At 60.1% G+C, this 10,721-nt stretch carries 10 protein-coding genes and 1 pseudogene; 4 read left to right on the forward strand and 7 right to left on the reverse strand.

The window, feature by feature from the left end; all coding sequences use genetic code 11:
* Positions 1-27: 27 nt before the first annotated feature.
* The gene (locus QP165_RS19810) at positions 28-225 is read right to left on the reverse strand and encodes a hypothetical protein (protein WP_333997103.1); all 198 of its coding nucleotides are present in this window, start codon (positions 223-225) and stop codon (positions 28-30) included.
* Positions 226-580: 355 nt separating this feature from the next.
* Here QP165_RS19810 and QP165_RS19815 point away from each other — a divergent pair, with 355 nt between their 5' ends.
* Positions 581-1,699 (forward strand): Fic family protein, encoded by a 1,119-nt coding sequence (locus tag QP165_RS19815; RefSeq protein WP_333997104.1) that lies wholly within the window; start codon positions 581-583, stop codon positions 1,697-1,699.
* Between the two features lie 228 nt (positions 1,700-1,927).
* Here QP165_RS19815 and QP165_RS19820 read toward each other — a convergent pair whose 3' ends face one another.
* The 3 genes from QP165_RS19820 to QP165_RS19830 form a co-directional block, all read right to left on the reverse strand.
* Positions 1,928-2,398, reverse strand: coding sequence for a hypothetical protein (locus tag QP165_RS19820; RefSeq protein ID WP_333997105.1), 471 nt, complete (start codon positions 2,396-2,398; stop codon positions 1,928-1,930).
* 135 nt (positions 2,399-2,533) lie between these two features.
* Positions 2,534-2,917 carry a hypothetical protein gene (locus QP165_RS19825; protein ID WP_333997106.1) on the reverse strand — a complete coding sequence of 128 codons (384 nt, stop codon included), beginning with the start codon at positions 2,915-2,917 and terminating at the stop codon, positions 2,534-2,536.
* A 517-nt stretch (positions 2,918-3,434) separates the two neighbouring features.
* Entirely contained in the window at positions 3,435-3,893 is a 459-nt protein-coding gene (locus tag QP165_RS19830) for a hypothetical protein (RefSeq protein WP_333997107.1), read from the reverse strand.
* 119 nt (positions 3,894-4,012) lie between these two features.
* Between QP165_RS19830 and QP165_RS19835 the strand changes: the two genes are divergently transcribed.
* Positions 4,013-5,095, forward strand: a complete 1,083-nt coding sequence (locus QP165_RS19835) for an HAD family hydrolase (RefSeq protein WP_333997108.1) — start codon at positions 4,013-4,015, stop codon at positions 5,093-5,095.
* Positions 5,096-5,335: 240 nt separating this feature from the next.
* On the opposite strand, the gene QP165_RS19840 is transcribed toward QP165_RS19835, so the two are convergent.
* Positions 5,336-5,902 carry a hypothetical protein gene (locus QP165_RS19840; protein ID WP_333997109.1) on the reverse strand — a complete coding sequence of 189 codons (567 nt, stop codon included), beginning with the start codon at positions 5,900-5,902 and terminating at the stop codon, positions 5,336-5,338.
* Between the two features lie 620 nt (positions 5,903-6,522).
* Here QP165_RS19840 and parA point away from each other — a divergent pair.
* Both parA and QP165_RS19850 read left to right on the forward strand, forming a co-directional pair.
* Positions 6,523-7,207: pseudogene (gene parA, locus QP165_RS19845) on the forward strand (ParA family partition ATPase).
* A complete protein-coding gene (locus QP165_RS19850) occupies positions 7,204-7,518 on the forward strand; it encodes a ribbon-helix-helix domain-containing protein (protein WP_056025550.1) in 315 nt (104 codons plus the stop codon). The pseudogene parA and the gene QP165_RS19850 overlap by 4 nt, the downstream one beginning before the upstream one ends.
* Before the next feature lie 343 nt (positions 7,519-7,861).
* Here QP165_RS19850 and QP165_RS19855 read toward each other — a convergent pair whose 3' ends face one another.
* Together QP165_RS19855 and QP165_RS19860 are read right to left on the reverse strand one after the other, a co-directional pair.
* The gene (locus QP165_RS19855) at positions 7,862-8,587 is read right to left on the reverse strand and encodes a helix-turn-helix domain-containing protein (RefSeq protein ID WP_333997110.1); all 726 of its coding nucleotides are present in this window, start codon (positions 8,585-8,587) and stop codon (positions 7,862-7,864) included.
* 712 nt (positions 8,588-9,299) lie between these two features.
* Entirely contained in the window at positions 9,300-10,181 is an 882-nt protein-coding gene (locus QP165_RS19860) for a replication initiator protein A (protein WP_056025556.1), read from the reverse strand.
* Positions 10,182-10,721 lie beyond the last annotated feature (540 nt).

The following is a 10,721-nucleotide window of genomic DNA, read 5'->3' on the forward strand; positions in this document are numbered from 1 at the left end:
GTCATGCTGGCCGTATCGCAAGATGGCTTAAAAGCTGATTTTGCGTCGGGCCATCTCAGCGAAGGCATACTGCGTAATCGCCGCCTCGGACTTCTCCCTGAAAATGTCAGCAAGATCGAGCAGATCCTCGTTCCCAAGCTCTATAATTGATGTCTCGATCTGCGTGAGACGCTTCATCGCGCCAGCGTTCTGCTCCGCATCCCGCTTCATCCGTATTTTCAGCATGCGATCCTCGTACCACCAATGACCTGCAAGGGGCAGGCCCCAAAGCCCGCCGCCCCCCTGTCGCAAAGATTCTAAGTTCCGCGACGGAGCACCGAAAGTCCTTCCTCACTCGTGTGTAGACGCTCACGCTTTCCGGCGGTGTTCTGGTCGCGCTATTCGTCGTCGGTGCCTCGCCGCGTAGTAAGCACGAATGTCCGGGTTGGAGAGGAAAGCGGATTGGCGGCTTCTGGGTAGCCGCACAATGACGCCCGCCTTTTACACGTTCGCGCGACGTGCCAAGAAAACGCGGTTTTCTTTACACGTCGCACCCTATGTGCAAACTTTTCGGCAGAATGTTGATCGACGCCCCTGCCCCATGCTGACGCCCAGCTACACCATCCCCGCCCTGCCCCCGCCGGGGCTGGAGGAAACGCCCGCGGTGCTCCGCGCGCTCACGCAGGCGCACCGGCACCTCGCCGAGCTGAAGGGCCGCGCCGCGTCGATCCCCAACCAGGGCATCCTGATCGACACGCTCGCGATGCAGGAAGCCAAGGCGAGCTCCGAGATCGAGAATATCGTCACCACGCAGGACGAACTGTTCCAGGCGCGCGCCTTTCCCGAAAACCCATCGTCCCCGGCGGCAAAGGAAGTCGCGCTCTATGCCGATGCGCTGCGCCACGGCTTTAGCGAACAGCAGCGGCTGGGCGGGCTACTGACCAACACGATGATCATTACCATGTTCCAGATGCTCAAGCGCACCGACAGCGGGTTTCGCGCGACGCCGGGCACTGCGCTCAAGAACGACCAGACCGGCGCGATGGTCTATATCCCGCCGCAGGACGCCAACGCGATCGTCGCGCACATGAACGCGCTGGAGATCTTCATCAACGACGATGCCATTGGGGAGGACGGGATCGGCGGGCGCGGGCGCAGCGATCTCGACCCGCTGGTCAAGATGGCGATCATCCATCACCAGTTCGAAAGCATCCACCCCTTCCCCGACGGCAACGGAAGGCTCGGGCGGATCATCAACGTGCTGTACCTGACGCGGACCGGGCTGCTCGACATTCCGATCCTGTACCTCAGCCGGTTCATCACCAGCCGCAAGGCGGACTATTACCGGCTGCTGCAATCGGTGCGCGATACCGGCGACTGGGAACCGTGGCTGCTCTACATGCTGCGCGGCGTCGCCGAGACCGCGCAGGAGACGCTGCGCCTGATCGAGGCGATCCACGGTCTGATGGCCGATTTCAAGCAGCGCCTGCGCGCCGACCACGCCCGGATCTATTCGCAGGACCTGCTCAACAACCTGTTCCGCCACCCTTATACACGGATCGATTACGTGCAGACCGAACTGACCGTGTCGCGCCCGACCGCGACGAAATATCTCGACGAACTGGCGGAGGGCGGCTTGCTGACCAAGCACCGGATCGGGCGGAACAACTATTATATCAACCAGCGTCTGGTTGCGCTGTTTGTGGATGGGGCGGCGTGATGGAGTGGCCCTTGCTCACGCTCAAGCAGGCTGGCATCGCATAAATTGTTTGCGTGCACGCGACGCCAAGTCCGGTTACATTAGATAGGCCCACTTGCGCGGCCAATTCCCGCATGGGCGCCGACCAGGCAAACCCGATCAGGTCATCAAGCGTGACACGGTGATGGCCCCAGCGGTACATCCGCCATGAATGCCAGGCCGCCCTGGACCCGGAAAGCCGTTAGCTGCTCAGGCGATCAGCCACGTCCCGTCGGGCTCCTTGTGGACCTTGTTCTGCCACAGGTAGCTCTCGCCGCTGTCGTCGGCGGTAAACAGGATGTCGAAGGCGAACTCGTTCGCAGCAATCCGCCGCCAGTTCTGGATACGGGTGACGGTAAGGCATCCGACCATGTCGTGATGTTGGATCCGCTTTGCCGGCGACATGGCACCCGACCATCCATTGAACATGACAGTTCCTCGCGATCCGACGAATTTTTCGACCAGGGCACGTGTCGCCATGTCGTCCTGCACGCACATCAGCGTGACGATATACGGGCGCAGTGTCGGCAGAGCGGCCGTCACGTCGGCCTTCAACGATGTCGGCGCGGAACCGAGCGCCTTATCGACAGCGGCGGACTGGGTAGGGTTGGGCTGGGCCAACAAGGTCGCAACAGCGGCATCGGCCTGAGCCGAAAGTCCAGCCAGGGCGATCATGCCCATACCCATTCCTATCAGCCGGCCCGGCGAGATATGGCGCTTCCGATCAAGGTGCATTTGGCCGCTCCCTTTCAATCTGCGTTTCTGCATTGCCGTGGCCGGCTTATATGCCTTGTGATTATCCGCTAATCGCCGGCGTTATCGCACTTTTCCGCGCCACGGCTTTATCTCCTGCCGGTCAAGCTCGCCCCAGACAATTCGCATATCCTGAGACGATGCACTTGCCCGCAACAGCATCAGCGTTTCGATCTGAACGGCGTTCGGTATTGGCGGCTCCGGCTGCACCTGAGCGCTTGCGCTATTACCGAAATCAGCGAGCCGATCGCGCAGCTCGTCCAGCGTCTCGCCCATATCGATCATGGCCGCACGGATACTCGCCAGCTCTTCCTCGACCCGATCGATCTGATCAAGGCGGTCACGTATGAAGGCCGCGATACCGACCCCCCGTTGTTCGGCCTGGGCGGCATAAACAAGCGCCTGCCCCTCCCTCAACCGGACCTTGATGGAATCTGACAGCGCCATATTGCCTCCAACCACAGGACGGACCCTATCATGCATGATAAACGACAACGTTTATAAGCGGTTGTACCCTGATAGGGTCCGCGCAGGGTCCAGCCCAAACGCAAACGTTGACTAACTGTCGTTGTTTATCAACAACTTACCGGCACCGGAAGGTGCGTATGGTGTACGACCCGAAATCACGGATTTAAGGGTCGTGAATTAAGCTCTGACAGGCCCAGAACGGACTGGCCGAGCTTTAAGGGGTTCAAACTACCCTGATGAGCGCAGCTCAGCAGGTCCACGGTGCCGAAATGGAATGACGGACGCAAAAGGGACGCACATCGGACGCACATCGGACGCACTGGACGCCAAACGGACGCCAGTCGAACGCCAGTCGGACGCCACACGAACGCAAAATGTCGATCCGTCTTACAGCACCCAGTGTCATCGCTCTAGCTGGCTTCGAGACGCCGGCCTATCTCCTGCCTGTCCCCCATTATCAAAAGGGTATCGTTGATAAACTTCTCTAGATTCTGGTTCAGGTCGTAAATGATCCCCCCAACAGCAATCGCTGATGGCCCGAAAACCCGTCACGCATTTCCAGCATCAACATTCTCGCCAATAACACGAACTGCTCAGCCTCCTCGGCCATCCATTCGACATAAACATCCTTGGAACAGCTCATGCCAATTGGCCTGTTCAGCGTGATCTCTGTCATGCGCAGACACAGCAGCTTCTCAAGGTCGCCCGGAGCCGATCCAGGCTGTCGGCATTCACCCAGCCGCCCAGTAATTCCCGCATTTTCTGTTTCAGATCGCTCACCGCGATGCCTCCTCGCCTGGAATGGAGGCGCGACCCGGCTGAAGAGCCGCGCGTTGGAAACCCTGCACAAGCACAAGGCGCTGCCACCTTTGGGCAAGCCTTGGACATGCGTGACAGCCACCCGGCCGAGAAGCTCTCGACCGGACTTGTGATCATCGGGGTTACGACGCCCCACGACCGGGATTGACCGAACCGCAGGTCTATGGTCGCAGAAGGGGACGCTTCGGACAAGCGGCTGCAGCAGAGACGGACGTTTCGACGATCATTCCCCCATCGAGCCAGGACGATCCTGCCATGAGTGATCCCCTTCCGAGTTTCCGCACACTGGCCGAGCAAACCGCCTACGCTGCCGTCCTGGCTGACCTCGCCGGCCGCGATCGGGGAAACGAGGCGGTCATGATCTTCCGCGAGCCGACCGATCCGGATGCGGCCGTGGTCGCCGATGCCATGATCCGCGCCGGCAGCGTCAGCGACGCGCTGTACGCCCGCCTGCTCGTTGCTGCCGATCGGCTCTATGCTCCACCGCCGGTCACCCGTGCCGTCGCATTCGATGCGTTCGGCACGCTGGTGCATATCGGCCGCAAGCGGCATCCGTTCGAGCGGCTGATCCGGCAGGCCCGTGATCGGACGCAAGCGCTGCCCTCGCCGATGGTCCAGCCGATCGGGCTCGCGGACTATGCCGCTGCGCTGGGGTTACCGCACCCAGACGCCGAGCTGGCGATGCTGGACGAGGAATTGGTGACGATCGCGCCCTACCCCGATACGCTGGATGCCCTGCGTCGGGTTCGTGAGACGGGAGTGAGGGTCGCTGTCGCCTCCAACCTCGCCCTGCCCTACGCGGCCCCGCTAAAGGCCCTCCTGGGCGACCTGGTGGATGTCTGGCACTTCTCCTTCGATGCAGGTGCTATCAAACCTGACGGGGCGTTCTACGCAGGCATGACGGCCAAGCTCGGCTGCGAGGCCAGTGAACTGCTGATGGTGGGCGACACCTGGCGCGACGATATCGTCGGCGCCGTCGAGGCCGGATCACGTGCGCGGTGGGTCGATCGCGAGGGCCGTGCGTCCCCTGCCCGCCGGTTTATCGCCGTTCGTGAATTGGGTGACGCCTATCCCGATCGCTGGAGAGCCGCGCAAATGACTGAGCTGGAACTTGTCCGCAGCAGTATCGATGCGAACCTTGACCACCTTCATGCCCAGCGGTGGGCGGTTCGGGCGGGTCTGTTGCGGCAGATCCTTACGGATGCTCCGGATGCCGAAAAGGCAGCTGCGACGCGAGCGCTGGACGATCATTACGACACGCGAGATCAACCTGAGACCAGCCGTGCTGCCCTGATGCGGGACGCGATTGCGACTATCGCGGCACGCAAGCATGCGTGATGACCGCGCGGTACCGACCGTTGATGAAGCCCAAACATCTCGCCCAACCCAGGAGGCTGGTAAGAGGATGTTCCAAAACGTACGCTCTCATGACTCCTTCGCTGGCGAAGAGGCCAGCGGTTGCGTCGACCTTGGCAGGTGTGCCGCGGGCGCCTGATCGACGACGATGATCAGGCTCTCATCGGCGGGTTGGTTACCACACTACCCGTATCCGTCGCTGGGCCTATCCTCCGTCTAAGTTCAGGCGTCGGACGAACCTGCCCCACCGTACACCGTGGATGGCCTCCGCGCCCGGTTACGAGGGGTAACGTATCCGGCAATCGCGGACTTTGACGGCCCGCCCTGCCCCTTGCTCCCTGCTGGATGATGCGCGAGGCGCTCCCGCGTGAGGTGAGGATCTTCGTACAGGTCACGCAGTGCGCACAGGCGAAAGACGTTCCACCAGCGCTGCCAGCGATGTTCAGCCGCATCGTGGAGCATATGGCAGCGCTGGCACAATGCGGCGAGATTGCCCGGCAGGTTGTGGCCCGGATCATGATCGAGATGCGCGCAGGCGAGCACGACATAGGTCGTACGGACGCTGAGCATGTCCAACCGTTCGCGAACCGCGATCCGTCGACCACGGTCCGAACGCCAATAGCCGGTATCAGCATCCCACCATCGCCCGTCGCCAAGATGCGCGACGAAGCGCAGATGCGGCCGCGCACATCGCTCGCAGCGCGCACCGGCACGATCGAAACGGATCGTGGCCGACAGCTGCTGCCAATCGATCGGGTAAAGCCAGCGGTTCTGGGGGCGGATCGGCATCGCGACTATATGAGTCAGTGCAGACACGAACAAAAGCGGAATGTGCAACATGTCGTCATGTCGACGTGTTTACATGTCAGTTCGTCGACGCGCTGATCTGGTTTCACTCCGAGACGCTGCCTCGTAGGAGTGTCGAGGTGTCGACGACACGATTTGTCGAGGGCATCGGGCTTGAGGACATACTATCGAAACCTCCAAACCTCGTGTCGTATCGCCACTCACGTACAGCCGGCCAACATGTCGACATGGGCGATCTTTGGGTCAGCCATCTTCGAACCGCCCAACGGAAAGCACACGCAGACGGCCACTCGGTCTGCTCGGGCAGATGCGTTCAGGTAAAGCAGCGAACCACGCCACAACCCATCGTCTAATGCCACCACCCTGCCCGGTGCGTATTTGCCTGGCTGCCGCACTGGGTACGATCGGCATCCTGCACAACACCATATGCGGCGCCCAAACGATCGGATGTAGAGAACACCATGGTGTCCGACAGGCTATACCTAGAATGTCGACATGTATGATCGTCCACGTGTGTAAGTCTCGACATACAGGAAGACAAAAGCGATCGTCTTCGTCAGCGGTGTTGCACTGTCGCCATGTAGACATGTAGGAGAGCCGACATGCCGACTATCGCAATCATCAGCCAGAAGGGGGGCCGGCAAGACGACGCTGGCGCTCCATCTCGCCGCTGCCGCTCATGACGCAGGGCGTGTCGCGCTCGTCATCGACACCGATCCCCAAGCGACGGCCAGCCAATGGGCCAGCTGGCGCCAGGATGCGCCCCCGGAAGTCATCGACAGCCCACCGCCGCGGCTTGCTGCCAAGATCGAGCAGGCAATAGGGCAGGGGGCGGAGTTCATCGTCATCGATACGCCGCCTCATGCCGACAGTGCCGCGCGCGCAGCCGTCGAGATCGCCGACCTGGTCCTGATCCCCTGTCGTCCCAGCGCTTTCGATCTGTCGGCAATCCAGACGACGGCGAAGCTCGTGCAGTTGCTCCGCAAGCCTGCCTTCGTCGTGTTCACGGCCGGCTCGCCCAATGCGCCGCGCATGTACCAGGAAGCCGGCGAACTGGTCGAGGGCTTCGGTACGCCGGCCTGCCCGATCCAGATCCCCGACCGTGCCGCCTTTCGCCACGCCAGTGCGGAAGGTCGCACCGTCATGGAATTCGAGCCCGACGGCAAAGCGGCGGACGATGTTCGACAGATCTACGAGTGGACGTGTCGACAGCTCAACCTGTCGACACACGCAGCGAAGAAATCTGGCTCCAAAGCCATGATGAAGAAAGGAAAAACACTAGCATGAGCCGCAAGCCGTCTTTTGCAAATCTGCGTGATCGCACTGCGCCCGAGCCGGTCGTGGCACTCCAATCGACACAACAGGTTGCCGGACAAACGACAAATCAGCCGTCGACCCCAGCGCTGGCGGGGCAGGGTGGGGCATCAGGTCCCGCCAGCCGCCAGGGTCGCAAGCAGATCGCCGGGTTCTTCACACCCGAAATGTCGTTCGCCATGCATACGCTGGCGCGACGGCAGGGCAGGAGCCTCCAGTCGCTGATGGCGGAGGCCTTTAACGACGTGTTACGCAAGCACGGGGAAAGCCCTATCGGGGATTGATGGAAGGCCGCTTTCGTCACCTTGATTTCGGTCGGCAAGCTGGTGTGGGATGGGCGCTTATTGCGCGAAAATCACACGCAGCCACATCCGGGGGTTGCCATAAGACAGCCTTTTTTCCCGACCCGACTACTGTTCGGGCTCACCAATCAACGCTCGAAAATGCGTTGATCCCTCGATCATCCTGCAAATATCACGACGGTTCAGCCACCGGCGCGGCCCGAGAGTTCAGATGCATAATCCGCATGATCCCTCAGGGAGCATTCGTGCCGACAAAGTCGGCGCGTTCAGGGTTTTCCGCGTGTTATACCGTGGCGATTGTCAGGTATGGTTGCGGTGTTTGTCGTCAGGCATAGCGTTGCCCGGCTAGGGCAACACTTTTGTCACCTGTATCTATAGAATCCATAAGCGGTTCTGGATCGTTTTGAGTTTCACGCTCCGTGCGATCGATTGCCGCGCCCAGCTTGGCAAGGATTTTACCCAAAGGACCATCCACGGTTATCTGCGCAAGCTCACGGCACGACAGCGTATCCAGCATCGCCGCGGTTTCCAGCTCATGATCCATGCGATGCTGAACGACGTCATCCGGCAGCGGTGCAGGACGCATCCAGCGGGGCAGGTAGGATCGGACGCTGCCAGGCAACAAAGGCCGATAGGCGTTTGATGTCTGAACGTAGCGCGGTCCGGGCCCTTCACTCTTCACGCGGTTAAAACGTCGCTGACGCACCAGAAAACCGATCGCTTCGAGGATCACGAGCGCGCGGCCGACCGTTGCACGACCAAGCCCCGTCGCCTCGGCAAGATAATCGTAGGAAGGATAGACGCGGCCGCGATTCAACCGCGCCAGCGTAAGGATTTCCTCAAAGACCCGGACGGCGCTGCCGGTCAGTTTGGCAATGCCCCGCTCGACGGCCGTCAACGTCCGTTCCCCCGATCGCGCATCACGGCGCAAACGTCGCGCAGCATCGAGGGTCTTACGCGCGACATGCAGCAAACGGTCGGTTTCACCCTTGGCCGGCACCATCCAGAACGCCTCCTCGAAGCTGCCCGCCTCCAGGCTGTCGCGCAGCACAGGCGCGCCCGTCCGGTGCGGCGCACCCGATCGCCCCCGGACCGCCCTGGCGACCGCTCGTGCGTCAGCCGGCCGAACGCCTTAAGCGCGGCATCGCCTATCGTTATAGTCCCCATCGTCCGTTCCCTTTTGAGGGTGGCGGAAACAGGCAAAAGTCAGCCGTGGCACGAAACGCGCATCCTTGAATTCAATCTGAAAAGCGCATATTTAGGGATCGTTGTTGAAGCGATCGTTTGTGCTTGCCGGCACGAACCTAGTATGTGCTTTTGGGATGCCTGGCCTTTGTGCCGGGTTTCCTTTTATCCGCTCACAGCCATTCCTTCGTCACCAATGCCATGGGCAAGATAGGGCAGGGTGCCGATCTGAGCGGCATATGCATCCTGCGCCAGCGTAGACGCTGCGCGCGATGCGGCTCAGAAACGCCGGCACTTGTCCTCCCTTGCCGATGATCGTTACGGCCACATCCTCGCTCATCGGATCCGCAACAAACCGGATTCGACAAACGATGACTGCCATTCAGTCATCCTTGCGGTTTATGGGGGCAGGGCAAAGCGCCAAGGTTCGTGCTTTCACACGGAAAACCCGGGAAATGTTCGTGCTATTACACGGAAAACTCTTGCCGAGGTCCGATAGCTTGGCCGGGTAGCTCGACGAGCATCGAGTTTGCGTTCGTGCTATTACACGGAAAACCTGGTGCCAGCCGGCAGACGGATTACGCGTCCGTGCCGTCTTCAAGGATTTCGGGCTCTCTTTTGGGTCGAAAGCCGATCGTCGTGTGCAACCGCGGCCGACCACCGCGTCCCGACGGAATTTTCGTTTCGACCACGTCGAGAGTATATTCCGGTAGACTATCCTGTTCGGACACGTCGCGAAGCTGCTTCTTGAAATATTCAAGGCCACGTCGGTCCGATGCGCAGCCTACGCGTGCCGCGAGCTCGCCAATATCGAGTGTGAACCCGTCGTCCTTGCAGTTGAACTTGGCAAGTTCGTACAGACGCCGTTCAATCGGACCAAGCTTAAAGAAGTCGTGATGATATGCAGCGATCCGCTGATCCGTCAGGATCGCACGATACAGCCAATCGCACACCATGACTTCGACCCATTTTACCCGGCGCTCGCCTGTCGATGTCTTGATGTACTTTATGTCAGCCTTGAGCAGCCAGGAGAATGAGCTGTCCGACCCTTCGCCACCGGTTTCAATATTGGTGACAATCTGTGTACCTTGCAGCCTGTTCAATGAGGCCTTGAGCGACGTATAGGATCGTGCCGACGAGTTCGTACCCGTAACGCGGAAAAGATCATTGGCGGTAAACGTCATGATCCGGTCGGCTTTTTCGCCATTTTCCGCCCGCTCCGCCATCAGACTGGCGATATAGAGCAGGATTTCCTTGTCGTAGATCGTCGCGACGCCAGTCTTGCTCGGATTGATCTCGATCCGGGCTTCGCCCGATTCAAAGACCATCGGCGTCATATGAGCCTTTTTCGACAGGGCGAAAAACGGAAATTCAGCCACGGTCCGCTCGCCCTGCACATCGCCGTACAGCGGGCTATGCACTGAAAACAGGTCACCCTGAAAAACCGAAACGTCGCTCATGATCCCAAACTCGCCTTTATCAGCGATCAACCTGTGTCGGTGCCTCATGCTTGTCCAACGGAAAGGGGGTTTTCCGTGTGATAGCACGAACATTAGCTGGGCTATTCTCCGGCTAGACGCGTTCGGACGGCCGGCCCTCGAAAAGCACAGCAATTTCTGTGCAATACCTCAGAAGTCCGTGTGGCGCTGCGTGCTTTCACGAGGAAAACGCTAGGCTGTGGCATGTGCCGTACGACCGGGACAGGAGACTTCGTGCTATTACACGGAAAACCCCGTCAGCCTCCAATCCGCCAGCCGTTTGTGATCGTTCGAGCTGACAATGTCAGCGCTACCTGCGTCCACCGATGAACGATATTACGGTCTACTGCAGACGTTTTTGGTCAAAAATGGAATCTAGCACGCCAACATTCCAACATTGCAAAGTGTCGAGGTGTCGAGGTGTCGAGGACGCCTGTTTGTGCGTTGAAGTCCGATGATCGTCCCACGGCGTTTTATCCTGTATATTCAGCAGGCTATAGAAAGCGTTGGCCCGCATGATCC

Source organism: Sphingomonas sp. 22R3R2A-7, from assembly GCF_036856055.1.
Taxonomy (GTDB): domain Bacteria; phylum Pseudomonadota; class Alphaproteobacteria; order Sphingomonadales; family Sphingomonadaceae; genus Sphingomonas.